Source organism: Pseudobutyrivibrio sp. MD2005, assembly GCF_000621865.1.
Classification (GTDB): domain Bacteria; phylum Bacillota; class Clostridia; order Lachnospirales; family Lachnospiraceae; genus Pseudobutyrivibrio.
Genome location: NZ_JHXE01000012.1, coordinates 55851 through 82013, shown reverse-complemented (window position 1 = coordinate 82013; position 26163 = coordinate 55851). Strand labels below are relative to the sequence as shown.

Below are 26163 nucleotides of genomic sequence, written 5' to 3'. Positions count from 1 at the left end.
ATAAGGGATTGGACTAAACAAAGGATTAAAACTTATGTTAAGAGAAATTACACTTGGACAATATTATCCAGCGGAATCAGTTTTGCACTCTCTAGACCCTAGAGTCAAACTGTTTTCCACATTGGTTTTCATAATCACACTGTTTTCTGCCAATAACGCAGTGCTGTTTGCAGTAGTTCTTGTGACTCTTGTAGGAATTATTAAGCTAAGTCACGTGCCATTTTCATTTATGGTAAAGGGATTAAGATCAATCGTTATTTTACTTATAATTGCAGGTTTGTTTAATCTGTTTTTGACTCCAGGAAGGACATTAGCTTCATTTTGGATTTTTAGTATCAGTGATGTGGGACTTAAAAACGCTGTGCTTATGACAAGCAGAATGATTATTCTTATCATTGGAACATCCATAATGACACTTACAACTACACCTAATCAACTTACAGATGGTTTGGAGAAATCATTAGGCTTTTTGAAGAAGGTGGGAGTTCCTGTTCACGAGATTTCGATGATGATGTCGATTGCTTTGCGATTTATTCCAATCCTTATTGAGGAGACAGATAAAATCATGAAGGCTCAGATGGCAAGAGGCGCTGATTTTGAGTCAGGTGGATTAATCAAGAAGGCTAAAAATATGGTGCCACTTTTAGTACCTCTTTTTGTTTCAGCCTTTAGACGTGCCAATGATTTATCATACGCTATGGAAGCTAGATGCTATAATGGCGGAGAAGGGCGCACCAAAATGCGTCCACTTAAATATAGTTCTTTAGACCAAAGAGCATATATTTGTATTGTGACATATATAATTGTTTTTTATGCAGTAAAGGTTATTTTATGAGAGTAATGATAGTAGTGGCCTATGATGGCAGTAACTATAGCGGCTGGCAGATTCAGCCAAACGGAGTAACAATTGAACAGAAATTAAACGAGGCTCTTACAGATCTTTTGCAAGAGCCTATATCTATTATGGGGGCAAGCCGTACTGATGCAGGCGTTCATTCGCTGGGCAATGTGGCAGTCTTTGACACCAATTCAAGAATGCCGGCGGATAAAATCAGCTTCGCTTTAAATCAGCGTTTGCCAGATGATATCGTTGTTCAGTATTCATGTCAGGTGGAGGACGATTTCCATCCAAGATATGCCCCTTGTCGTAAGACATATGAATACAAGATTCTAAATCGCAAAATGCCTGATCCTACAAAGCGAAAGGATACATTCCATTATTATTACAATTTGGATGTGGATAAGATGAATCAAGCTGCAGCATATCTTATAGGCCAGCATGATTTCACTTCATTTTCATCAGTAAAGGCTCAGGTAAAATCAAGAGTTCGAACTATTTACACAGCTCGAGTTTATAAAGAAGATGATGTAATTCACATCAGATTAACAGGTGATGGATTCTTGTACAATATGGTTCGTATCATTGCCGGAACACTTATTAAGGTTGGCGCAGGAGAGATGGATCCGATGTACATGTTAGAAATTTTCCGCGGCCGCAACCGTGAGCTTGCAGGCCCAACAGCTCCAGCTCATGGTCTTACTATGATAGGAATAGAATACGAGTAGTAAGGCGAAGCGAGATGGATAATAGTGCAAATTAGAGGTTGACTAATATAAAACGCTATAGTACAATGTAACGGTTGATGTAGTAAGGAGACTTGCGTCCATTAGCCCGGAGGCAGGTTTTACTATAACATTCCTTGCAGGTGCCCGGACATCACCGGCTCGGAAGCTTTTACAGATTTATTTAAGGAGGAATTCTCAATGAATACTTATATGCCAAACCCATCTCAGCTTGAGAGAAAATGGTATGTAGTTGATGCAGAAGGACAGACACTTGGTCGTCTTTGTGCTGAAGTTGCAAAGGTTTTAAGAGGTAAGAATAAGCCAGTCTTCACTCCACACGCTGATTGTGGTGACTATGTTATCGTAGTAAACGCAGAGAAGATTAAGGTTACAGGTAAGAAGCTTGATCAGAAGATTTATTATCATCACTCTGATTACGTTGGTGGTATGAAGGAGACAACTCTTCGCGATATGCTTAACACACATCCTGAGAGAGTTATCGAGCACGCTGTTAAGGGCATGCTTCCAAAGGGACCACTTGGACGTCAGATGTACACAAAGCTTTTCGTTTACGCTGGACCAGATCACAAGCAGCAGGCACAGAAGCCAGAAGTGCTTACATTTTAATAGGAGGTAGATCATGGCTAAGAATACAACAAAGTATTATGGAACTGGTAGAAGAAAGTCTTCAGTTGCTAGAGTATATCTTGTACCTGGCACAGGTAAGATTACAATAAATAAGAGAGATATCGACGAGTACCTTGGTCTTGAGACATTAAAGGTAGTTGTTCGTCAGCCACTTGTAGCTACAGGTACTGTAGAGAAGTTTGACGTTATCGTTAACGTTAAGGGTGGCGGATACACTGGCCAGGCTGGTGCTATCAGACACGGTATTTCACGTGCATTACTTGAGGTAGATGCTGAGTACAGACCTACACTTAAGGCTGCAGGATTCCTCACAAGAGATCCTAGAATGAAAGAGCGTAAGAAGTACGGTCTCAAAGCCGCACGTCGTGCTCCACAGTTCTCAAAGAGATAATCATTTCTCTTTCAGAGATTATTTCAGAATTTACATCCCAGTGGCCATTATGGCTGCTGGGATTTTATCTTTTTTCATTTCAATTATATTACCCATTAATAAAAGATAATTATATATATTGCAATTACTAGCGTTGTGGTTATTTTCTACATTTCAATAGTAACTTTCAGAGTGTGATTACTAGCAGATTACCGTGTTATTATCATAAGCTAGTAGGAATCTGATAGCTAATACTAGCGGGATATTAAATTGAGCTAATATGCTAGTAAGGTTTACCTGGCAATTACCAGTGAAATTGCATATAGCGTATTTTCGCTAGTATGATAAGCCGCAAGACTACTATCTTAAATGATGGATGAGATGTAATGATAGTAGATGAATGCATAATACTACTAGCGAAATATGAAGATATGGCAAATCGCTAGTCCAAGGAGCTCAAAAGCTACTATCAGAAAGTCATTAACTGATTAAGCGCTAGTAAGGTGTATGAACTGCACTGTGGGAGTTATAGAAAGGAGTTATGTTATTACGATAAAGGAACAATTAATACATGAGTTGAATAGATTAAATAGTATTAATCAGAAGGTGCAGCAGGAATTGCTGAAAGCACCTGAGGGGAGTTTACGTCTAGGTAAGAGCCAGGGATGTGTGCAGTATTTTCGCTGTACAGAGGCCGATGGCAAGGTTTATATTCCAAAAAATGATATAAGTCTAGTAAAGAAGTTGGCTCAGAAGTCATATAACAACAAAATACTACGTTATACAGAAAAGGTATCTAGACAGCTAGAAGGATTGCTGAAGATTTATGATGATGACAAAATAGAACAAATATATCAATTAGAGCACGCTGAGCGTCAGAAGCTGATAATACCTGTTGAGCCAACGAAAAAGCAGAAGCTAGATGAATGGATATCTGAGCCTTATGAGGGGAAGGGGTTTTTAGTAGATTCGCAAGTAATCATGTCAAATAATGGGGTAAGAGTTAGATCGAAATCAGAGAAGATATTAGCTGATTACTTCGAGTCAAAGGGGATTAAATATAAATATGAATGCCCAATAAGGCTAAAACCATATGGAACTATATATCCGGATTTTACATTTTTGTCAAACAAAACCGGTGGTGAAATATACTGGGAGCATGAAGGAATGATGGATAATCCTGACTATGCAAAATCCGCAATCAAAAAAATTGAATTATATGAAAATAATGGGATATTTCCCGGTGAAAATTTGATTTTGACATTTGAATCATCGGCTTCTGTTGTAAATATGAATGTTGTAAAAGAATTAACTGATAGATATTTGCTTTGATAAAGCAGTTCAGACTGTAGACCCGGTACATTTGTACCGGGTCTTTTATGTGTGCCGGTTTAGGTGCGATAAAAATCTTTCTGCTATAGGTGTAAATGCCTGATAGCGGTTCCATGCGAAATATATTTTGTTTTCAAGCTTAGGAGACAACGGTCTGAATACAAGGCCGTTGTCTTTTGATGTATCAATAAGGTGATCATAGGTGAGAAGATACCCAAGACCTTCCATTGTGAAAATAGAGCCATTGTAGGAAAGACGGAAAGAACCTTCAAGCTGTAGCTCTGAAAATCTGCTCCCAGCCCATTTCTTTATATCTCCGTTCCAAGCCTGATCCGAGCAGAAAAGAGGTAATCCTATTAGGTCATCCAAACGAATGGATTCCTTTTTTGCCAGAGGGTCACTTTCAGGAATGATAAGCCCCCAGGTATCAGCCTGTGGAAATTCTATATATTCATACTTTCTGATGTCCGGCTGCTCTACCAGAACAACAAAATCAAGAAGTCCTTTTTCTATTTTTTCAGATAGTTGCTCTGTATCACCACTTGTGATGTGATAATGGAGATTGGGATAGCTTTCTTTAAAGGTCTTGATTGCTCTTGCAAGGAATCTTAGCTGATAAGATTCTGCAAGTCCCAGGTAAAGATCGCCTCCGCTTATGTCATCAAGTGAAACAAATTCCTGCTCGATTTTATCAGCCATGCTCACAAGATCTTCTGCACGGTTTCTGAGAAGAATTCCTTCTTCTGTCAGCTTTATACTGAAACTGTGCCTTGTAAATAGCTTCTTACCCAATTCTTCTTCCAATGATTTTAATTGTTTGGATAGAGTTGGCTGAGTCACATGCAGTATCTCAGCGGCTCTGCTCATGTTTTCTTCTCTTGCTACAGCTAAAAAATATCTTAAAGTCCTAATTTCCATGGTGCTTCCTTTCCTGCACTGCTCATTGCTGAATGATATGCCAAAATGGAATAATATGATATTCATTATAACTATTAGCGAAAAATCTTACAAGCTCATACAATAGAATTGTAAGTGAAATAGTTACATGGAAATGAGGAATACTCATGGATAAAGAATATCTAAAGCAAAGCCTTTCAGATGCGGGATGCTGTAATGAGGCAACAGACATTATTCTGGAAAGATTTGAGTCAGGCAGAATTGATGAAATGGTAAGGCTGTTGAAAAAAGAAAGATGCCGAGCCATGGACGAGTACCACGAATGTGGAAGAAAAGTTGACTGCATGGATTTCATGCTTAGAAAAATCGAAAACGAAATGAAGCAGAGATGACGGAGGTATCAAATGATGATCAGAACAGAAGAACTTAATTTAGTAACAGAGTGGGATAAGACCTTTCCAAAGAGTGAGAAGGTAGAACACAGCAAGGTGACATTTGCAAATCGCTACGGGATAACTCTTGCGGCAGATATGTATATACCAAAGGATACAGATGGCAAGCTTCCGGCTATTGCAGTATCAGGACCTTTTGGAGCTGTTAAGGAGCAGTGTTCAGGATTATACGCTCAGACTATGGCAGAAAGAGGATTTCTTACAATAGCCTTCGATCCCTCTTTTACAGGAGAATCAGGCGGCAATGTAAGATATATGGCATCACCTGATATCAATACAGAGGATTTTATGGCTGCAGTTGATTTTCTTTCACTTAATGAAAAGGTAGATCCGGAAAGAATAGGAATCATAGGAATCTGCGGCTGGGGCGGAATGGCTATCAATACGGCGGCGCTTGATACGAGAATTAAAGCTACAGCTGCAATGACCATGTATGACATGACAAGAGTTAATGCAAAAGGTTACTTTGATGCCGATGACAGTGAAGCCAAGAGATATGAAGCGAAGAAGGCTATGTGCGCTCAGCGTCTTGAAGATTTAAAGAATGGAGAATATAAGCGTGCGGGAGGTGTTGTAGATCCTCTACCTGCAGATGCACCTTTCTTTGTAAAAGACTATTTTGATTACTACAAAACGGATCGTGGATATCATGACCGTTCCCTTAATTCCAATGATGGATGGAATGTGGTAGGCTGTGAATCCTTCGTGAATCAGCCAATCCTTAAATACAGCAATGAAATCAGAAGTGCAGTGCTTCTTGTACATGGCGAGAAGGCTCACTCTTGCTACTTCAGTAAAGACGCTTATGCCGACATGATAAAGGACAGCAAATATGCTGATAATAAAGAGCTGATGATCATTCCAGATGCAGTTCATACAGATCTGTATGATGGAGGAGATAAGGATTATATTCCGTTTGACAAACTTGAGAGCTTCTTTAATGAATATCTGAAATAAGGAGAGGTGACGATGAGTAAGGTTTTGATAATAAAGACAAGTCTTACAGCATTATGTGTGATGGCTGTAACCCTCTTTACTGGATGTGGATATAATGAGAATGCACAGGCTAAAACGAACAGTAATACGGAAACGGAAAATCACTTAAAGGATGAAGAAGACGTAATTACTAATGATGAAAGGTCGACGGAAAATATGCTTAAGCTTTATATAAATGATGAAGAGATACAGGTAATCTGGGAAGAAAATGAATCAGTAGAAGCTTTGAAGAATCTGGCTGAAGATAAACCAATCATCATTGATATGGATATGTATGGCGACTTTGAGCAGGTTGGCTCTATTGGTCAGTCTATTCCAAGGAATGATAAGCAGATGACTACAAGTGCCGGGGACATTGTTTTGTATTCAGGTAATCAGCTGGTAGTGTTTTACGGTTCAAATAGCTGGGCTTATACAAAGCTCGGGCATATTGAAAATACATCTGCGGAGGATATGAAAAAAATGCTTGGTGCCGGGGACGTTAATGTAACAATAAGTATTGCTGAATAAGCTTATGAGTAGTGAGGCAATCTACATCCCAGTGGCCATTATGGCTGCTGGGATTTTATCTATTTTCATTTCAATTACATTACCCAATAATAAAAGATAATTACATATAGTGCATTTACTAGCATCGTAGTCATTTTCTGCATTTCAATAGTAGCTTTCAGAGTGTGATTACTAGCGGATTACCGTGTTATTATCATAAGCTAGTAGGAATCTGATAGCTAATACTAGCGAGATATTAAATTGAGCTAATGTGCTAGTAAGGTTTACCTGGCAATTACTAGCGAAATTGCATATAGTGTATCTTCGCTAGTTTGATAAGCCGCAAGACTACTATCTTAAATGATGGATTAAATGTAATGCTAGTAGATGAATGCGGCATATATGCAAACACAGGCTGTGGGGATGCTAGCGCAGACAATTAGTCTGGCCATTCCAGCATCAGACACCGCGACAATAGATAAGCCCTAGAATGAATAGTTCTTGGGCTTTTTGCTTTGTAAAAACAATATTACACATATTGTGAAATTCCATATATCAAAGCCTTTCTTTTAAGCCACAGATTGTGATTTTTTAATGTATATTCCATTCTAGTGTATATTCCATGGTATAATATTAACAATTACTGTAAATAGTTTGCGAAGGGGAATCGCAATTTGAAGGAGGTACACTATGGGAAATAAGAAAATGGAGATGCTGCTTAATAAGGTTGCAGAGGACAAGAGGGATGACTTCTTAAAGGAATTACGAGAATCAACAAAAGAAGCAAAAAAAGAGATATTCGAAAAGTACGGTGTTGAGTTGACTGATGAAGAAAAGGAAATAATGAAGAAGAAAGTATCCGGGGAAGTATCGGATGATGAGCTGGATAATGCAGCAGGTGGAGGCTGCTATTGTGGCTATATATCTTGCTGCTGGTAAACAAAATGAACGTAACTATCTGTAAGAGATATTAAGGACAAGGGTTCGATGTGCCGTAGAAAAGCTGGCAGTAGGGAACAGATATGGGCGATAAGAGTATATTCAGAGAAAAGAATGTCAAAAAGGCATCTGAAGTCGAATTATTGGATGGATATATAAGAGTCAACGGTTATGCAAGCTGGGTAATGGTGCTTGGCGGTGGTCTGCTGATTGCTGTTTTTTTACTGTGGGCATTTATCGGAAGGATAGACCTTAATATAGACGGTGCAGCCTCAAGTGATAACGGCAGGCTTACCTGCTATTTCAATGCCGAGGATGTAGAACGAATGAATGTGGGAATGCAGGTGGTGATAGAGGATAAGGAATATACGATTGAAGAGATTGGAAACAGTCTCTACTATCAGGATCAGGTTCCCAATGATATACGATATTTAAACAAAGGCTGCGAATGGTATCGTGTGATTTATGCAGAAAGTGATCTTGAGGACGGTACCTACAGAGCGAGTGTTTTGACGGAATCAATTAGACCGATTTCTTTTCTTGCTGGAGGAAAATGATAAGGATGAATCCTGGAGGTCCAAAGAAAAAAGGTATTGCTAGAGTACCGATGATAATGCAGATGGAAAAAATGGAATGTGGAGCGGCGTCACTTGCTATGGTATTGGCATACTATGGCAAATGGGTGCCGCTTTCCACTATAAGAGACGTCTGCGCCGTTTCAAGAGACGGGATAAGGATGTCCACTATCGCCAAGTCGGCAAGAATCTACGGTCTGAATGCCAAGGGCTATAGATACGATGTGGATGAATTCTTTGAGAAGGCGGATTACCCATGCATCGTGCATTGGAATTTCACTCATTTCGTAGTTGTGTGTGGAAGACGTGGGGATAAGGTCTACATAAACGACCCGGGACGAGGTAGCATCAAGATATCCATGAAGGAATTCGATGATGCATATACAGGGCTGTGTATACTTATGTCTCCAGGCGAAGGCTTTGTACCAGAGGGAAGTAGGAAGAGTATGCTTTCCTATATGAAGGAGAGCCTTGCGGGGGCTAAACCTACTTTCATATTTGTTGTGACTGCATCAGTTGTGACTGCACTTATAGGTGTTTTCACACCTGCTTTTTCACGTGTATATGTTGATTACATACTTGGAGAAAGATGCAGCTCATGGTTTCCTACATTTTTTATAATGCTTGTGATATTATGTGCCATAATGCTTGCTGTGGGATGTGCCCAGTCAATATACCAGCTGAGGCTGTTTGGTGTGTTGGGTGTAAAGGGGAGCAGTAGATATATGTGGCATGTTCTTCATATGCCTGCACGCTTTTTCACACAGAGGGAAGTGGGTACAATACAGCAGAATGAGAGTGCTGCAGAAAAGGTGGCTGAAACCTTTATCATGCAGCTGGTACCACTCATTATAAACGCGGTCATGATGGTGATTTATGCCGTGTTTATGTTCAGATATAATCTTATTTTGGCCACCGTCGGTATCATGACGGTATTTGTAAATGTCTTGGTCACATACTATATGGCTGTCCGCCGTATAAATATTATGCGTGTGATAAAGGGTGACGTTGGTAAACTGATGTCTTCGACCATGGCTGGTATTTCTATTATAGATACTATAAAGGCAGCAGGCGCTGAAAACACGTATTTCGCAAGATGGGCAGGTTATCAAGCCAATCTTAATTCCTCATTTGTGCAATTTGACAGAGTAACAAGGGTTATAGGAAGTATTCCGTCTGCCTTGATGATGCTATCTTCAGTGCTTGTGCTGAGTATAGGCGTTTATCTTGTAATGATGGGCAGGTTTAGCGCTGGAATGTTGATGGCATTTCAGGCACTGCTGACTTCCTTCATGAGTCCGGCACAACAGTTCATAGGCTCTGAGCAGAAGATACAGGAGATGAGGACTGATATGGAAAGGATAGAAGATGTTATGAGCTATCCTGTGTATAATCTTCTTGCTGCGGATAAACCTGAAAATAAGTATCAAAAGCTTGGAGGCAGTGTCAATATAGAAAATGTGACCTTTGGATATGCGTCCCTTGAGGAGCCTATCATCAAGAATTTTTCCCTTAAGATAGAACCGGGCATGAGTGTGGCTGTTGTTGGAAGCACGGGGTGCGGAAAATCAACAATATTATCACTTGTTTCAGGATTGTATGAACCATGGGAAGGCAAGATTACATTTGATGGACGAGAAATGAAGGATATCCCCGAGAGTGAATTCAGGGGTTCCGTAGCTGTAATAGATCAAAAAATTATGCTGTTTAACGATACTGTAGCTAATAATATAAGCATGTGGGATGCATCAATTGAGGATTTTGAGATAGTTATAGCGGCAAGAGATGCACAGATACACGAAGAAATCATGAAAAGACCGGGCGGCTACAATTATCGTATTCAGGAGGGCGGTTATGATTTTTCGGGCGGACAGAGACAGAGGCTTGAAATTGCGAGGGCTCTAGTAACAGACCCGTCAATAATCATTCTTGATGAAGCTACAAGCGCCCTTGATGCGGCAACGGAGAGCAGGGTTGTAAATGCTATACGTGAAAGAGGAATCACTTGCATCGTTGTTGCACATCGCCTTTCAACAATACGTGACTGCGATGAGATAGTAGTTCTTAATGAGGGCGAAATCATAGAACGTGGAACTCACGATGAACTAATGGAGCATGATGGTTTCTATAAAAAACTTGTAATGAACAGCTGATTTCCGGAGATTGACTTTGAGCTATTTTGATAAACAGGTAAAAAAGAAAAAAAGATATGAAGACAGGATGTTTTCCGATGCATATCAGGGGCTTGTGGATGTTGTAACAGGCTACAGGATATGGGAAGACTTCGGCGATGACAGTGCTGTCTTAAGGAATGCACTCAAAGGGGTGGCAAGGTGCCTTAACATAAAGATGCCTGATATGGATATTCTGACAGAAGATATAACAGAGCTTTTAGAGAATTATTTCAGACCACAGGGCATAATGTGGAGAGAGGTAACCCTTACCGATGACTGGTATGAAAATGCTACGGGTGTAATGCTTGGGACAACTGTTGATGGTGAGAATACGGCATTGATTCCGGGCAGACTGTCTGGTTATACATATACGAATCCAAAGGATGGTAAGAGAAAGAAAATCACTCGGGCAGAGGCAGGGCAGTTTGAACCAACAGCGCTGCTATTCTACAAATCTCTTCCACAAAGGGAGCTTAAAGTTTCGGACATAATAAGATTTATGTTAAGCTTTGTTTCCATGAATGAGGTTCTTGTTTTTATAGCTGCTACTTTTATAGTGATACTAATGGGAATGGTAACACCTGCAATGACCCGTTTCCTTATGTCGGATGTTATAAATTCATCTGATGTCAGTGTGCTTATTACTGTTACGTTGATGCTTCTTTTAGCAACTGCAGCTGTTTTTGTTTTCACAGTTATAAAGCAGGGAATTTCCATATTGTTAAGCACCAAAATTACAATACCACTTCAGGCGGCTTTTATGATGCGTACCCTCAATGCGCCTGTCGATGAGCTTAAAAATTTTGCGGCAGGTGATTTAGGGCAAAGAATAGGCAGTATGTACAATATTGTCAAGAATATACTGGATATGAGCCTTTCCACTATACTTACGTCGCTGTGTTCCTTTGTGTGCATAATACAGATGTATATATTTTCTCCAAAGCTGGCAGCAGTAGCATCCCTCATAATAGCTGTAATAGTCTATTTTAACTATGAGGCGGTAAAGATACTGTATCACACAAAAACAGACATGATGGCAGGCAAGGCTATGGAGTCGGGCATCACCTACAGTCTCATAGATGGAATAAACAAAATCACAATTACAGGAGCCTCCAAGCGAGCATTCTCCAGATGGGCGTCGGTATATAAGAACGCTGTAGAGAAGACCTACAATCCGCCGCTTCTTGCGAAAATATATACGATACTCACTCCGGTGATTCTTTTGACAGGCACCGCGCTGATTTATCTTGTTGCCTTTATGACTGATATAAAGATGCCTGAGTACTACTCTTTCATAGCATCTTTCAGTATAGTGACCGCTTCTCTTCAGACTTTATCAGGCACCGTTGATACCCTTGCGGGAACGATATCACTTTTTAATGTGCTTGAGCCTGCCATGAAGTTCATTCCAGAAACCGAAGGTGACAAGGAAATCGTTCACAGCTTAAAGGGAGATATACAGATTCAGAACCTTTATTTTAAATATGATGATGAATTGCCACCTGTTTTGGATGATTTGACTCTCAATATCAGAAGGGGAGAATATGTTGCCATAGTCGGAACTACCGGCTGTGGAAAGACAACATTGATGAAACTTCTACTAGGGTTTGAAAAACCAAAAAGGGGAGAGATTTTTTATGACGGAAAACCATTGAGCTCACTTGATAAGTCCTCTCTTCGCAAACACATAGGTACCGTACTTCAAAATGGCGAGCTTATGCAAGGGTCTATTCATGCAAATATTACCCTTGCCGGAAATGGTATTACATCTGAGGAAGCATGGGAAGCAGCAGAGATTGCCGGGGTTGCGGATGATATAAGAAAGATGCCTCTTGAGATGAATACAGTAGTATTGCCAGGAGGTAAGGGATTTTCTGGTGGCCAGAAGCAGAGGATTTTGATTGCCAGAGCTATCGCAACTAAACCTGCTGTTATTTTCTTTGATGAGGCAACAAGTGCTCTTGATAATATAACCCAAAAGGCTGTCTCGGATGCGATAGGTAAGATGAAATGTACAAGGATTATCATCGCACACAGACTATCAACCATAATTGATTGCGATCGTATCATTTATCTTGATAAGGGACATGTTGTTGAAGAAGGCACTTATGATGAACTTATCGCTAAGAATGGAGCTTTTGCTGAGCTTGTAAGAAGGCAGCAGCTGTGACAGTTTAAGAGGATATTTTAGATATAATAATGATTAGAGAAGAGGTAGTGATTCCGTATGAAACAGATTCTAAAATCCCGGGGAATCGCAGGGAAACTGATTAAATTCATAATCATTTTAGCGCTGACAATGGGCCTAATCTTTATTGGCATATTCTGTTTTCAGTTGTTCAATCTCCAGAATGTGATGAAATCTGAGGAGGAGAGTCAGTCAGGACTTATACAGGACAGATTAGGAACTGTCATGACTGATAATACAGAGCAGAGTCTGATGTCCGTTATTACCTGGTCGACTGACTGTACCGATGATGAATTCAGGTTCTTAGAGCATGATCTAATAACATTACGCAGCCAGGTGGAGGATGTGTTCCGACATCCTAAGATGTATGAAAAAAAGCAGATACTTCCACCCCAGATGGAAAATGCCGGGAAGCCAGCATTGCAGCTTATTGCACCAGACGGATACGATAATATCGATCCAAAGACCTATGAAATGATGCAGCGTCTGGCCAATCTTGAGCCTATGATGACAGAGATGGTGGGAACAGATTATGGAGCGATAGAAAGTTTGATATGCACTCCGGATGGAGTGACCCTTTCTGTGGACAGTGTTTCAGACCGGAAATTTGATGAGAATGGAGAAATAAAGGATTTTGATCCAACAGCACGCCCTTGGTTTTATGGAGCTGTGGATGCAGACGGTATATATTTTTCATCCATTGATAAGAGTCAGTTCAGCGGGCACAGTGAAATGGAATACAGTATGCCGGTCTATGTTGATGACCAGCTGGTTGCAGTTATAGAAGGTGCTGTGGAATTAGACGGCATAATTAATTATATAAAAGAGCGAGATATCGGTGAATCTGGGTTTTCGGTGCTTGTAAACAGGGAAGGACATCTAGAAGCTACTTATCGTACTTCTGGTGAATTGAAGGAACCGGAAGATGCTTCCCATGATATCAGAAAGACCGTTAATCCTGAGCTTAGTCAAATCATTAATGAGGCTCTTGATAGTAAGTTCGGAGTTTGTCGCTTGAAGGTAGACGGGGAGGATTACTATGCAGCATACGGACCCGTTGCAACATGTGGATGGGCACAGATAATGTTCGTCTCCGTTGATGAGATAATGGATCCTGCAAATGATCTTTTGGCAGAAATGAGGGAGTCTTCAAGGCAAACGATTGTTGAGCAGAATAACAGGTTTGCCAAGTCGCTTGTTGGCGCAATTATCATGTTGATAATCATGATTACTGTTGCTGTGGCTATTATAAGCAGGATATCCGCAAAGGAAGTGAAACCTATCTCAAAGCTTGCTGAATCTATGAGAGAGATGGGCGGTCTCAATATGTTCTTTGAAATGGAGGACATATACAGAACGGGGGACGAGATACAGGATTTGGCGGAGTCTTTTGGAATTCTCACTGAGAAGATGAGAGATTACGTTGATGAGATAATGGAAATCATGTTGGCGAAGGAGCGAGTTAAAACAGAGCTGAACCTTGCTACCCGCATCCAGACCGATATGCTGCCAAACATATTTCCTGCATTTCCTGAGAGAACAGAGTTTCAAATATATGCATCTATGACACCGGCAAAGGAAGTGGGAGGAGATTTTTATGATTTCTTTTTTGTAGATGAGGATCACCTGGCTATGGTAATTGCCGATGTATCAGGGAAAGGAATCCCCGCTGCCATGTTCATGATGATGGCAAAGAGTATTATCCAAAGCCAGATTATTTCCTGTCGTGACCCTCATCAGACTTTGGAGGATGTTAATAATATTATCTTTTCCAATAATAAGGAAAAGATGTTTGTTACAGTATGGGTGGCTATACTTGACATAAATACAGGACTTGTTGTCGCTTCAAATGCGGCACATGAATATCCGATTCTTAAGGAACCGGATGGTGAGTTTAAGACATATGAGGAGCCTCATGGAATCATGGTTGGAATCAGGAAGAACAGGAAGTATACCAATTATGAGATACAAATGAAGCCAGGTTCAAAGCTTTTTGTATATACAGATGGTGTGAAGGAGGCAATGAACGCTGAAGGGGAGCTGTTTGGAATGGACAGGACTTTGAAGGCATTAAACGATGTAGCTGATTTATCGCCTGAAGAAATCACTCACAATGTAGACCGAGAAGTACGAAAGTTTGCAGGAGATGAGGAGCAGTTTGATGATTTGACCATGCTATGTATTGAATATCACGGAAAGAAATAATGTAGAGGGAGGGATACAATGAATATTAAGATGGATAGGAATGACAAGGAGCTTGTAATCACACTTGAGGGGAAGTTGAATACTCTTACTTCCCAGGAGCTGGATAAGCAAATGGATGGTAAGTTGAATGGTGTGGAAAGGCTTGTATTTGATTTCGCAGAGCTTTCATACATATCCAGTGCGGGACTTCGTATTCTTATGGAAGCGGCCCAGATTATGGATGACCAGGGTGAGATGATAATAAGACATATTAATGAGCCAGTTAGGGACGTGTTTCAGATAACAAATCTTTTAGATGAATTTATCATTGAGGATTAGTTGAAAAGTCATAAGATAAATGTAAAGGAAAATGTATGGACAAGATAAGAAGAGTATTACCTGTAGATTCAGAAGATATCTTTAAGTTTTTGTTAGCCAGACTGAGAGAAAAAAAGCTGTTTGAGGACTCCACTGTATTTGAATGGAAAACAGATGAACTGGCAGCTCTTTTACCGAAGGGGTATTTACCAGATACATATGTAGAAATGTCATTGCTTACGGGAGAAGCTGTAAGGATTGCGTCAGTCCTTAATAGTAGGGAATGTTATTATATCAATTATACAACAGACGGTGAATATTTTACGAACAGCATAATAGAGCCTGTCCTTAAGCCTGAGCAATGTGGTATGTTCACAGGAGTTGAGCTTACGTCGGAGGGGTTAAGGAGCTTCACAGGAGAGAATGATTTTTCAGATTCAATTGATCTTAAAAGTCATGATGATCTTAAGGAAATAAATGAGCTTAACAGCATCATGGAGCGGCTGAGTGAATACTTAGTTAGGTATCGAATAAAGCGAGAGGGAAATGTCAGCGAACTGACCTTTACAACAGGAAACTCTGATGCTACACATCGTTTTTCAACAAAGAAATACAGCAAGACCATAAAAAGCATCCTTAATGAGTATGGTGCTAGTGATGAGGTGATTTCAGGGCTTGATTCCCTTTCTGTAAACCATTCCTTCCCATTCTATGATAAAGAGTCTGGATATAGGCAGATAATCTGCTGTATAGACGTTGCTTATGTAAGAATTATATGGGACGAGGGAAAGGTAAAGGACTGCAGGATAGGAATCATTCTGACAGATAAGGACCAGGCATTAGGCAGGATTAGGATGAAACGCGTAAATGCATATCAGTGGCATATAACGGACGAATGTGATCAGCGCTGCAAGCACTGTTATCTGTTCGCAGAGGATGCAAGGCTAAAATGTGTATCAACATCTTGGGAACAGCTCATGCATACACTAGATCAGGTTACGGAGGACTCAGCAAAACATCTAGGGTATCCTACGCTGGCCATAAGTGGAGGAGATCCGATTCTTCATCCAAGATTCTGGGATTTCGCGGAGGAACTGCACACAAGAGGTATAGCGTGGCTTATCATGGGAAATCCGTTCCACTTAAGTACCGAAGTAGTAAAGCGACTAAGACAGCTAGGTTGTTACAAGTATCAGATGTCCCTTGACGGATTGGAGGAATTCCATGATAAACTGAGAAAACCTGGAAGTTTCAAGGCTACGATAGATGCTGTAAGATATTTTAAAGAAGCTGGGATGTATGTTCAGTTCATGGCAACGGCAAGCAAGCAGAATCTTGACGATATCCTGAAATGTATGGATGTAGCTGCTGAATGCGGTGTACAGTCCTTTACCTTCGCAAGGTATTGTGCTACCTCACCGGAAAAAGCAAAGGAGGAATATCCATCACCAGAAGAGTATAGGGATTTTCTTCTTAAATATTACAATAAGCGTAAAGAGTTTAAGAAGGCGGGCATAAGGACAGAATTTGGTCTAAAGGATCATCTTTTTACGCTGCTACAGTATGAGCTGGGGGATTTCGAAGTTCCAGAGTATTCTAAGTCAAATCCCGATAGAATATGTGACGGCTGTCATTTGGGACAGGGTGTAGCCATTCTTGCCAACGGGGATATTATGGCATGCAGGCGCATGGAAAGCGTAATCGGAAATATGAAGACTGATAATCTTGCAATGGTACGTGAAAGCAATCTTGCGCAGAGCTACAGAGAAGTTAAGAATATTAAGAAATGTAAGGATTGTGAGCTTCTTAACTGGTGCAGAGGATGTCGTGCCGTAGGATATAATGCCACTGGTGACCTTCAGGCTGAGGATCCGATGTGCTGGAAAAAATAGAAGTGATACTTATTTTCTAAACTATGAAAGAATTCAACAAAGCCTTATCAAATTTTATAAACGATGCAGCAGCAGGTGGTGCAGTGCGCCATTTAGCTGATTTGGGATATTCCATATCTGAGATATCAGATAGATTAGATTATCCTATTTCAAAAGAAAAGATTGCAGGTTATATGTGGGAGCACTTCATTAATATAGGAATGATTTGCCTCGATGAGCCTAAGCAATCCCATGAGAAAGCTTCATATATAAAGGAACAGGATAGTTTTGGTAGAATCAGCTTTCGTAGAGTGACAGAAACTGTTGATAATTCAGATAAGCAATATATTAAATGTGAATTTGGTAAACTTCTATATACAAAAGATGAAGGCTTTATTAAAAGAATTGCAACATTGAACCCATCTGATAAAGAATACATAGAGCTTATGCCGTGGCCGCTTACACCGGTTTATCACCAGCTGGATGAAAGAATGAATAGAATAAAAAATATAATATAAGTTTAAAAAATTGCTTCAGGGCTCTTCCTAGAAGCAATTTTTTTTGGTATACTACCTAAATACGAGTTTAGCAGCGTAAAGTGTTAAAGCTTAAAAGTATTAAAGTGATATGGAGGAATTTAGAAATTGAAAGAAAAGAAACGCGGCAGCTTTTCGGGTAAGATTGGATTTGTTCTATCTGCTGCAGGAGCATCTGTTGGATTAGGAAACATATGGAGATTCCCTTATTTGTGTGCTAAGTATGGTGGGGGAATCTTCTTAATTGTATACATAGTTTTAGCATTAACATTTGGATACACAATGATTATGGCGGAGACAGCCATAGGTCGCCATACAAGCAAAAGTCCGGTTGGAGCATTTAATAGAATCAGTAACAATAATAAGCTCATGGGACTTGGAGGTTGGCTTAATGCAATCATCCCAATTCTCATCGTGCCTTATTATTCAGTAATTGGTGGATGGGTATGCAAGTATTTATTTGAATATATTCGAAACGATGTTAAAGCCATTGCCAGTGACACATTCTTTGGTGAATTCATCACAAACGGTGCTGAAACAGAGCTTTGGTTTATCGTATTTGCAATACTTGTACTTGTAGTTATTTATATGGGTGTTGAAAACGGAATTGAGAGAGTATCCAAATTTGTTATGCCTATATTAGTTGTTCTGGCTGTAGTAATTTGTATTTACTCAGTTACACGACCAGGCGCACTTGCTGGTGTTAAGTATTTATTTATACCTAACTTTAAGAACTTCTCTATTATGACAATTGTTACTGCCATGGGTCAGATGTTTTATTCACTATCAATTGCCATGGGTATTTTAATTACATTTGGCTCTTATGTTAAGAGAGAAGTTAGTATTGAGGAATCTACAGAGCAGGTAGAGATTTTCGATACAGCGATTGCTATTCTTGCCAGCCTTATGATTATTCCAGCTGTTTTTGCTTTCTCAGGCGGAGACCAGGGCACACTTAATGCTGGACCATCACTTATGTTTATTACAATGCCAAAGATATTTGCAAGCATGGGATTTGGTAGAGTAATTGGTATTTTATTCTTTGCTTTAGTTTTATTTGCAGCAGTTACAAGTGCTATCGCTTTGACAGAGAGTGCTGTATCTACATTCTCAGATGAATTTGGTTGGAGCCGTAAGTTTGGTGTAAACATCATGGCTGTAATTATGATTATCCTTGGTAGCTTATCATCTCTTGGTAATGGACCACTTGCCAATATAAAAATCATAGGAATGCAGTTCTTAGACTTTTTTGATTTTATTACAAACTCAGTAATGATGCCTATAGCAGCATTTGCAACATGCATTTTAGTTGTAAAGTATATGACTATTGCAACTCTTGAGGCAGAGGTAGAGCAGGGCGACCATCCATTTAGAAGAAAAGCAATCTTTAGATTCATGATTAGATTTTTATGCCCAGCATTTGTTGTTATTATTTTAGTTAGTGCTATACTTAACGTGTTTGGAATCATTTCAATGTAAATATGATAGTAGAAGATATTAGAGCAGATTTATTTTCAAATCAGGATATTAAATACAGAGACTTTCAAAGCAAGCTTACACCTACTATAGCGGAGAAATCGGCCATAGGTGTCAGGACTCCAGTCCTTAGAAAGCTTGCGAAAGGTTACTGTAAGAGAGGGGATGTGGCGGAGTTTTTAGATGCTTTGCCACATCAGTACTTTGATGAGAATCAGATTCACGCTTTTATCATTTCAGAGATTAAGGATTACGATGAATGTATCGCAAGGCTGGAACAGTTTCTTCCTTATATAGATAATTGGGCCACTTGTGATCAAATGTCACCGAAATCCTTCAAAAAGAATCGAGACAAGCTTGTATCAAAAATAGAAGAATGGATTCGTTCTGATGATACCTATACGGTGCGATTTGCTATAGTCACATTGATGTCCCAGTTTTTAGATGATGATTTTGATAAGAAATATCTTGAGCTTGTGGCATCGGTAAAATCTGATGAGTACTATATCAATATGGCAATTGCCTGGTATTTCGCTACTGCGCTTGCTAAGCAATATGCTGATGCTATCAGCTATATTGAAAATGATGCTCTTGATGTGTGGACACACAATAAGACAATCCAAAAATCGGTTGAAAGCTTTAGAGTAACCGATGAACACAAAGAGTATTTAAAATCACTTAAACGAAAGCAGTCATAACATGAAAAAGAGACAGACATCAGAATCATTTTTACTATCAGCTATTATCTCTTTATCAGGCGGGTTTCAGGATGCATACACCTACAATATTAGAGGTAATGTTTTTGCAAATGCACAGACTGGCAATATAGTTCTTATGAGCCAGCACTTTATGATGGGAGATTGGCTAAAAGCTTTACATTATTTAATGCCTATAGTTGCTTTTGCCATAGGAGTCATAATCTCGGAGCAATTTGGATATTTTTGCAAGAGTTCTGAGAAATTACACTGGCGGCAGATGATTCTACTAATAGAGATTATAGTACTGGCTGCCGTTGCCTTTATCCCAGATAATTTAAATATGCTTGCCAATGCATTAGTTTCTATGTCCTGTGCAATGCAGGTGCAGACCTTTAGAAAGGTTAACGGATACCCATATGCAAGTACAATGTGTATTGGCAATCTTAGAAGTGGCACGGATAACCTTTCTAACTTTATTCGAAATCGAAAAGCAGAAGCATTAGATAAAGCATTACATTACTATGGCATTATTTTAATTTTTGCTATTGGAGCAGGAATTGGAGGCGTGGTATCTAATATACTTGGAATCAGAAGTATACTTGGAAGCAGTGCCATTTTGCTGGTAGCATTTGTAATGATGTTCAAACGACATATATAAAGATAAAATCACCTTGTTAGTATACGAGGTGATTTTTTTATGCATTAATTTACAGGACAGCTATCATTGTAATCGGTTGTAGTACAAAGGGGCCAGATTGTAATATTTGATTTAAATCCTAAAGTGCTATACTAAAATTATCGATATATTCTTTTGAGAGACAAATATCCTTATACGGGGATTAAGGAGGCATCAATGTCAAAAAATAAGGAAATGATTGTAGAAGAACAGAATGAAAATTTCATGGTGAAAATTGCGACTTTTATCGTTGATAAGAGAAATCTGTTTGTTCTATTGTTTTCTCTTGGAGCTATATTTTCTGCTATAGCAGCTAATTGGGTAGGAGTAGAAAATTCATTATCTGCATATTTACCAGATACTTCTGAGACAAGCATAGGTCTGGATTTGATGGAGGAAGAATACATAACCTATGGCTCTTGCAAGGTAATGGTTCAAAATATCACCTACGATATGGCGGAAGATTTGGTAGATGATATTTCAGCATTAGACTATGTTGCCATGGTGCAGTTTGATAACACCACCGACCATTTTAATGATTTTAGTGCGTTACTAACAGTCACGTTTATATATGAAGAAGATGACGATAGGAGCCTGGATGCACTTAGCAAACTTGAGGGGGAATTTGAGGGCTACGATTACTATGTGTCAACAACACTAGGCGACCAGGAAAGCGAAACAATCGCTGTTGAAATGCAATCCATTACAGTGTATGTTGCAATAATTGTATTTTTAGTATTGCTATTTACCAGCGATGCTTACGCTGAGATTCCGGTATTGGTAATAACCTTTTTATCTTCAGCTATTCTTGCTAAAGGTACCAATTTCATGTTCGGAACAATTTCATTCGTATCAGATAGTGTAACAATAGTGCTTCAGCTGGCACTATCGGTAGATTATGCTGTTATTTTCCTTAATAAATATAAAAATGAATTAAAAGAGAGAACCAATTACAGAAGGGCAGATATTTTAGCGTTAAGTAAGGCTATACCTGAAATATCAGCTTCCAGCTTAACTACAATTGGTGGTCTTATGGCCATGAGTTTCATGCAGTATGGCATAGGACCTGATATGGCTGTGGTACTTATAAAAGCTATTTTGCTAAGCTTGATGTCGGTATTTTTGCTTATGCCTGGTCTTATTATGTTTTTTGCAAGAGCAATGAAGAAGACAAAGCATAGGAGCTTTGTACCAAGTATTCCGTTTGTTGGAAAGTTCGCATACAAAACAAGATATATTGTGCCAATCATATTCCTGTATCTGATTGGATTTGGATATTTTTATTCATCAAAATGTCCTTATGTATATGGATATTCAACACTTGAGACAGCAACAAAAAGCGAGCAGGACGTAATCAATGAACTGATTGATGATACTTTTAGCTCTCCTACAATGGTTGCCCTTAATGTGCCATCAGGCGATTATGAAAAAGAAGCTGATTTACTTGAATATCTGGATTCAAGAGACGAAGTGCAGTACACAACTGGTCTTGCAAATACTGAAGCTATGAACGGCCGTATGCTTACCGAAAAGCTTAATGCCAGAGAATTCTCTGAAATGATTGGTATAGATACCGAGGTTGGTGAACTGCTTTATTCTGCTTATGCAATCGATGACGAGAACTATGGAAGACTCATTAGTGGCATCACAGATTATCGAGTTCCATTCATTGATATGTTTACATTCCTTCATAGTGAGATAGAGGATGAATATATAACATTGGACGATGATCAGGCTAAGACTGTTGAAGACGCATATACAAAGATTGATATAGCTAGAAATCAGCTTCAAGGAACAAATTACGACAGAATGCTTATTTTTTTGACTCTTCCAGAGGAAGGTGATGAGACATTTGCATTCCTTGATGAGCTACATTCTATTGCAAAAAATTATTATGGTGATGAAGCAAACATTGTTGTTGCGGGTGAATCTACCAGCCAGAAAGATTTGAAAGCAACATTCGATAGAGATAACACAGTAGTTAATGTGGTTTCGATGTTGGCGGTTTTGGTAGTTTTGCTATTTACCTTTAAATCAGCTGGTATGCCAGTGCTTTTGATATTAATCATCGAAGGCTGTATCTGGATTAACTTCTCATTCCCATATTTAACAAGCACAAATCTTTTCTTCATGGGATATTTGATTGTAAGTTCTATTCAGATGGGTGCAAATATTGATTATGCCATAGTTGTTTCAAGTAGATGGCAGGAAGTAAAGAAGACCATGTCTCCTAGGGATGCCATAATTGATACTATGAACTATGCTTTCCCAACAATCGTTACATCAGGAACAATGCTTGCAATGGCAGGTATTCTGATTGGACAGCTTACCAGTGAGCCTTGTATTGCTGGTATCGGTGTTTGCCTTGGTCGAGGAACAATTATTTCTATCTTCGTAGTAATGTTTGCACTGCCACAGATTCTTCTATTTGGAGATAAACTGATTGAAAAAACATCATTCGATATGAACGTTCAGCTCAGCGGTGAGAATCTTAAAGATATTGGATTAAATCGAGTGGACGGATTTGTACGAGGCCATATTGAAGGTGATGTCATAGGATTTATGCGTGGAACAATCATTGGCGAAGTAGATCTTAGGGTTAGCAACAAGGGCGATGATAGTTACGCTAAAAACAAAAACACTGCATTACCTCAATTTACAGACGAGCAGGTGGACAAAATAATTGAGGCATACACTGTAATGGGAGGTGATGACCGTGAAAAATAAGAGATTTACAAGATTTTTAGCACTTGTTATGGCATCTTCCATTATGTCATTTTCTATGATTGATACAGCTTATGCCGCGAAGGAAGAGGAAGCAGCAGAAGGAGAAGAGGCTACTGAAGAAGCATTGGACAACGCTCTTCATATTTCAACTGCGGAAGAGCTTATGAAATTTGCGGATGCCTGCCGTGTTGGAAGTGGCTCCCAGGAGTATTCTGTTGTTTTGGACAGTGACATTAATCTGGAAGGAATAGACGACTTTACAGGTATAGATTCCTTCTCAGGAGTGTTTAATGGAAACGGATACACTGTATCTGGATTCAATATTAATCAGTCCAGTGGCGCAATCGGTTTCTTTGGATATATTGAAGAAGGAGCTGTAGTTGAGAATCTTACTATTGATGGAACAATCTATTCCTTAGACAAGAATAACTACATCGGTGTGTTAGCAGGCACGAATGCTGGAACTATAAGAAATTGTACAGCAAAGGGTATAGTGACAGGTACAGGCAATTCTGGTGGAATCGCAGGATACAATGGCGGAGTTGGCTTGATTGAAAATTGCACTAATGAAGCGGATGTTTACAGTCTGAAGCTTGTGGCTGGAATTGCTGGAGAAAATAGAGGCTCAATTACTGGCTGTACAAATAATGGTAATATTAACTCCGATAGCAGATGGCTAGAGCTTGAAGATTCTTCGGTGACTACATTTGATTTGGAAAGCATTGTACAAACCGTTTACGATAGCTTGGAGGTTGGTGTAGATATCGGTGGAGTTGCTGGCTACAGCGTTGGGCCAATTTCTAATTGTACCAATAACGGTACTGTTGGCTATCAGCATGCAGGTAAAAACGTGGGAGGAATTGCCGGTAGATTCTGCAGTAAAATCGATTCCTGCACCAATAATGGAAAGGTGTATGGAAAGCAGGATGTCGGTGGAATAGCAGGTCAGTTTGAGCCGACAATTGTGGAAACAGGTGAAGATTTAGTAACTTATATCCACGATTTGGAGCATCTTTCCAGACAGCTCTCCGACGATACAGCTGCAGCCAGCCAGGATGCTGAGAATTCAATACGAGATGCAGCAGATGACGTTCAGAAAAATGGAGACCAGATGTCATCAGATATAAATGCTATATCTGATCATATGACAAACTCTATCAACGATGAGGTCGACAAGACAAAGAGTAGAATTGATAATGCGTCAGATTCTATAAAGAAGCTTCAAGGTAAACTGTCGGAAAAAGATATTGATCAAATCAAAGAAGAAAAAGCCGAAGATATAGCAAACCTTGATTATAATACAGTCATTTCCAGAATAGAAAACCTTGATTCTGATGTAAACAGAGCCCAGACTACTATAGGAGAGTATGACACATCATGGGTTGGAAACGAAGTTAAAGGGCAACTTGATTCAAAGGCGCAAAGCGAGATTAACAACATTAACGATGTTACTGAAAAAGCAGATGATAGAGTTAATACAGTGACAGATGATATGTCTTCTTCGTTAGTAGATATGAGTGATAGCATGTCAAAGAATAGAGCTATTATCACAAAAGACATTAATGCTATTAACGATAAACTTGCTGATATTACTAGTCTTGCTGAAGAGCAGGTTGATAATATGAAGCGAATTGCCAATGGCGAGGACATTATCGAGGACTATTCTGCAATTGATGCTGAAAATGAAGATGCATCAAGAATTAAGAACTGCTATAACAAAGGCTACGTTAATGGAGATAGAAATGTTGGAGGTGTTGCTGGGGCGATAGCAGTAGAGGGAACAGATGCCAACGATGGATATGGCAAAGTAGATGGCAATAAATATGTAACCTTAGCCGTACTTGAAGATTCCTATAGTAATGGAATTATCGAGCTAAGAAAGGAAAATGCAGGCGGCATTGTAGGAAACTCCAGCTTAGGCTTGATTAGAAACTGCGAGGGCAAGAACAGAATTATTTCCGAAGAGGGCAACTATATAGGTGGTATAGTAGGATACTCCAAGGGAACTGTAAGTGATTGCTATAGCGCATCTGATCTCGAGGGCTTGAATTACGTTGGCGGTATAGCTGGAGCTGCTAAAAAACTTAGAAATTGTTACACCTTTACCCAAATAAAAGAAGATGCCAACTGGGGCGGTGAAGTAATAGGCGATGTTATCAGTGATTCCGTTGAAGATGTCACAACTGCTCATAGCAATATGATGAACAGTATCTTCAATAATTATTATGCAAATGATAGTTTAGGCGGAATTAATAACGTAAGCTATAACGGCATCGCAGAGGTTATTTCATATGATAAGCTTTTAAGCTCAGCTGTAGCTGACCATTTTAATGAACTGAACGTATATTATTATAATAGCGACTATAAGCTGGTTAAGACCCAGAAAATGGATTATGGTACTTCCATCGATAAGTTGGAATATCCGGATCTTGAAACAGAGAAAAACATGCATCTTGTATGGAACGGCGTCTATAGCGATACAATTACAGGCAACATGTTTTTAGTTGCTGAAGATGCTGACGATGTTACAGTATTGGCATCCGACATGCTACTTGATAATAAACCATTTGCTCTGGCGCAAGGTGTTTATTATGAAGTTTCTTCGCTGACAGTTAAGGAGAACACAGAGATTGATAAGCCATATCCTACAAGGGATGATAGTGTTATTAAATGCTATGACGTAAGTTTGCAAGATGTCTCATTAGAAGAAGACCCGGTTTCAGAGATAAGATTTTTTGTTGGAGATGTGGGTGGACTTAACATCTACCAATATGTTGATGGAAAATGGGTATCTAAGAAAGTGGAAATAGCTGGAAGCTATGCCCAGTGTGAGATGAATGGCCTTGAAGGCACATTTGCAATAGAAACATTTGCTAAGCTTTCTATACTCAAATGGGTGATTTGTGGAATTATACTCGTGGCTATCATAATACTAATGTTTGTGGCAATTAACAAAAAAAATAATAAAATACAGAAAAAATAATAAGTTATGACACATTTTTTCCATAATATAGTAGTATACTGCATCTAGAGTGTTAATTTGGGGAAAAG

At 39.3% G+C, this 26163-nt stretch carries 22 protein-coding genes; 21 read left to right on the top strand and 1 reads right to left on the bottom strand.

The genetic code is table 11. The annotated features are described in order from the left end of the window. The first annotated feature begins 34 nt into the window (after positions 1-34). The 5 genes from T498_RS0104260 (at position 35) to T498_RS14830 (ending at position 3916) form a co-directional block, all read left to right on the top strand. The gene (locus tag T498_RS0104260) at positions 35-835 is read left to right on the top strand and encodes an energy-coupling factor transporter transmembrane component T family protein (RefSeq protein WP_028234849.1); all 801 of its coding nucleotides are present in this window, start codon (positions 35-37) and stop codon (positions 833-835) included. Next, entirely contained in the window at positions 832-1566 is a 735-nt protein-coding gene (truA, locus tag T498_RS0104255; RefSeq protein ID WP_028234848.1) for a tRNA pseudouridine(38-40) synthase TruA, read from the top strand. Before T498_RS0104260 ends, truA begins: the two co-directional genes overlap by 4 nt. Positions 1567-1764: 198 nt before the next feature. Beyond that, the gene (gene rplM / locus T498_RS0104250) at positions 1765-2193 is read left to right on the top strand and encodes a 50S ribosomal protein L13 (RefSeq protein ID WP_028234847.1); all 429 of its coding nucleotides are present in this window, start codon (positions 1765-1767) and stop codon (positions 2191-2193) included. Positions 2194-2206: 13 nt separating this feature from the next. After that, positions 2207-2605 (top strand): 30S ribosomal protein S9, encoded by a 399-nt coding sequence (gene rpsI, locus T498_RS0104245; protein ID WP_028234846.1) that lies wholly within the window; start codon positions 2207-2209, stop codon positions 2603-2605. A gap of 498 nt (positions 2606-3103) precedes the next feature. Continuing rightward, positions 3104-3916: a hypothetical protein gene (locus T498_RS14830; RefSeq protein WP_155951013.1), complete on the top strand. Its 813-nt coding sequence runs from the start codon at positions 3104-3106 to the stop codon at positions 3914-3916. A 45-nt stretch (positions 3917-3961) separates the two neighbouring features. Here the strand turns inward: T498_RS14830 and T498_RS0104235 are convergent, their stop codons facing one another. After that, positions 3962-4834, bottom strand: coding sequence for a LysR family transcriptional regulator (locus tag T498_RS0104235; protein ID WP_028234845.1), 873 nt, complete (start codon positions 4832-4834; stop codon positions 3962-3964). 146 nt (positions 4835-4980) lie between these two features. On the opposite strand from T498_RS0104235, the gene T498_RS0104230 reads away from it, so the two are divergent. The 16 genes from T498_RS0104230 to T498_RS0104155 all read left to right on the top strand — a co-directional run bounded on the left by T498_RS0104230 (position 4981) and on the right by T498_RS0104155 (position 26095). Next, the gene (locus T498_RS0104230; protein WP_028234844.1) at positions 4981-5205 is read left to right on the top strand and encodes a hypothetical protein; all 225 of its coding nucleotides are present in this window, start codon (positions 4981-4983) and stop codon (positions 5203-5205) included. A 15-nt stretch (positions 5206-5220) separates the two neighbouring features. Further along, on the top strand, positions 5221-6222 hold the full coding sequence (locus T498_RS0104225) for an alpha/beta hydrolase (RefSeq protein WP_028234843.1): 1002 nt from the start codon (positions 5221-5223) through the stop codon (positions 6220-6222). Positions 6223-6234: 12 nt separating this feature from the next. Beyond that, the gene (locus T498_RS16115; RefSeq protein WP_051524585.1) at positions 6235-6771 is read left to right on the top strand and encodes a cyclophilin-like fold protein; all 537 of its coding nucleotides are present in this window, start codon (positions 6235-6237) and stop codon (positions 6769-6771) included. A gap of 669 nt (positions 6772-7440) precedes the next feature. Next, a complete protein-coding gene (locus T498_RS0104215; RefSeq protein ID WP_028234842.1) occupies positions 7441-7689 on the top strand; it encodes a hypothetical protein in 249 nt (82 codons plus the stop codon). A gap of 83 nt (positions 7690-7772) precedes the next feature. Continuing rightward, a complete protein-coding gene (locus T498_RS0104210; RefSeq protein WP_028234841.1) occupies positions 7773-8246 on the top strand; it encodes a hypothetical protein in 474 nt (157 codons plus the stop codon). Continuing rightward, positions 8243-10417: an NHLP family bacteriocin export ABC transporter peptidase/permease/ATPase subunit gene (locus tag T498_RS0104205; RefSeq protein ID WP_051524584.1), complete on the top strand. Its 2175-nt coding sequence runs from the start codon at positions 8243-8245 to the stop codon at positions 10415-10417. Before T498_RS0104210 ends, T498_RS0104205 begins: the two co-directional genes overlap by 4 nt. A 16-nt stretch (positions 10418-10433) precedes the next feature. After that, the gene (locus T498_RS14820; RefSeq protein WP_051524583.1) at positions 10434-12608 is read left to right on the top strand and encodes an ATP-binding cassette domain-containing protein; all 2175 of its coding nucleotides are present in this window, start codon (positions 10434-10436) and stop codon (positions 12606-12608) included. Between the two features lie 57 nt (positions 12609-12665). Further along, positions 12666-14831 carry a SpoIIE family protein phosphatase gene (locus T498_RS16110; protein ID WP_081779678.1) on the top strand — a complete coding sequence of 722 codons (2166 nt, stop codon included), beginning with the start codon at positions 12666-12668 and terminating at the stop codon, positions 14829-14831. A gap of 18 nt (positions 14832-14849) precedes the next feature. Continuing rightward, positions 14850-15149, top strand: coding sequence for an STAS domain-containing protein (locus tag T498_RS14810; RefSeq protein ID WP_036977778.1), 300 nt, complete (start codon positions 14850-14852; stop codon positions 15147-15149). Positions 15150-15184: 35 nt separating this feature from the next. Beyond that, on the top strand, positions 15185-17020 hold the full coding sequence (locus T498_RS16495; protein WP_081779677.1) for a radical SAM/SPASM domain-containing protein: 1836 nt from the start codon (positions 15185-15187) through the stop codon (positions 17018-17020). 23 nt (positions 17021-17043) lie between these two features. Next, positions 17044-17517 (top strand): hypothetical protein, encoded by a 474-nt coding sequence (locus T498_RS14805; protein WP_036977776.1) that lies wholly within the window; start codon positions 17044-17046, stop codon positions 17515-17517. Positions 17518-17643: 126 nt separating this feature from the next. Then, complete coding sequence (locus tag T498_RS0104175; RefSeq protein WP_028234838.1) at positions 17644-19014, top strand: sodium-dependent transporter; 1371 nt, start codon at positions 17644-17646, stop codon at positions 19012-19014. A gap of 2 nt (positions 19015-19016) precedes the next feature. Next, positions 19017-19709 (top strand): DNA alkylation repair protein, encoded by a 693-nt coding sequence (locus T498_RS0104170; protein ID WP_028234837.1) that lies wholly within the window; start codon positions 19017-19019, stop codon positions 19707-19709. A gap of 1 nt (position 19710) precedes the next feature. Beyond that, positions 19711-20367: a YoaK family protein gene (locus T498_RS0104165; RefSeq protein ID WP_028234836.1), complete on the top strand. Its 657-nt coding sequence runs from the start codon at positions 19711-19713 to the stop codon at positions 20365-20367. A gap of 195 nt (positions 20368-20562) precedes the next feature. Then, positions 20563-23112 carry an efflux RND transporter permease subunit gene (locus tag T498_RS0104160; RefSeq protein ID WP_028234835.1) on the top strand — a complete coding sequence of 850 codons (2550 nt, stop codon included), beginning with the start codon at positions 20563-20565 and terminating at the stop codon, positions 23110-23112. Beyond that, positions 23102-26095, top strand: coding sequence for a coiled-coil domain-containing protein (locus T498_RS0104155; RefSeq protein ID WP_028234834.1), 2994 nt, complete (start codon positions 23102-23104; stop codon positions 26093-26095). Before T498_RS0104160 ends, T498_RS0104155 begins: the two co-directional genes overlap by 11 nt. Positions 26096-26163 lie beyond the last annotated feature (68 nt).

Bases quoted from the DNA above. Each gene is read 5' to 3' on its own strand.
- T498_RS0104230 (WP_028234844.1), top strand. From the start codon at position 4,981: ATGGATAAAGAATATCTAAAGCAAAGCCTTTCAGATGCGGGATGCTGT.
- T498_RS0104205 (WP_051524584.1), top strand. From the start codon at position 8,243: ATGATAAGGATGAATCCTGGAGGTCCAAAGAAAAAAGGTATTGCTAGA.
- T498_RS0104165 (WP_028234836.1), top strand. From the start codon at position 19,711: ATGAAAAAGAGACAGACATCAGAATCATTTTTACTATCAGCTATTATC.
- T498_RS14805 (WP_036977776.1), top strand. From the start codon at position 17,044: ATGAAAGAATTCAACAAAGCCTTATCAAATTTTATAAACGATGCAGCA.
- truA (WP_028234848.1), top strand. From the start codon at position 832: ATGAGAGTAATGATAGTAGTGGCCTATGATGGCAGTAACTATAGCGGC.
- rplM (WP_028234847.1), top strand. From the start codon at position 1,765: ATGAATACTTATATGCCAAACCCATCTCAGCTTGAGAGAAAATGGTAT.
- rpsI (WP_028234846.1), top strand. From the start codon at position 2,207: ATGGCTAAGAATACAACAAAGTATTATGGAACTGGTAGAAGAAAGTCT.
- T498_RS0104170 (WP_028234837.1), top strand. From the start codon at position 19,017: ATGATAGTAGAAGATATTAGAGCAGATTTATTTTCAAATCAGGATATT.
- T498_RS0104160 (WP_028234835.1), top strand. From the start codon at position 20,563: ATGTCAAAAAATAAGGAAATGATTGTAGAAGAACAGAATGAAAATTTC.
- T498_RS0104260 (WP_028234849.1), top strand. From the start codon at position 35: ATGTTAAGAGAAATTACACTTGGACAATATTATCCAGCGGAATCAGTT.
- T498_RS14810 (WP_036977778.1), top strand. From the start codon at position 14,850: ATGAATATTAAGATGGATAGGAATGACAAGGAGCTTGTAATCACACTT.
- T498_RS16115 (WP_051524585.1), top strand. From the start codon at position 6,235: ATGAGTAAGGTTTTGATAATAAAGACAAGTCTTACAGCATTATGTGTG.
- T498_RS0104235 (WP_028234845.1), bottom strand. From the start codon at position 4,834: ATGGAAATTAGGACTTTAAGATATTTTTTAGCTGTAGCAAGAGAAGAA.
- T498_RS0104225 (WP_028234843.1), top strand. From the start codon at position 5,221: ATGATCAGAACAGAAGAACTTAATTTAGTAACAGAGTGGGATAAGACC.
- T498_RS16495 (WP_081779677.1), top strand. From the start codon at position 15,185: ATGGACAAGATAAGAAGAGTATTACCTGTAGATTCAGAAGATATCTTT.
- T498_RS0104210 (WP_028234841.1), top strand. From the start codon at position 7,773: ATGGGCGATAAGAGTATATTCAGAGAAAAGAATGTCAAAAAGGCATCT.
- T498_RS16110 (WP_081779678.1), top strand. From the start codon at position 12,666: ATGAAACAGATTCTAAAATCCCGGGGAATCGCAGGGAAACTGATTAAA.
- T498_RS0104215 (WP_028234842.1), top strand. From the start codon at position 7,441: ATGGGAAATAAGAAAATGGAGATGCTGCTTAATAAGGTTGCAGAGGAC.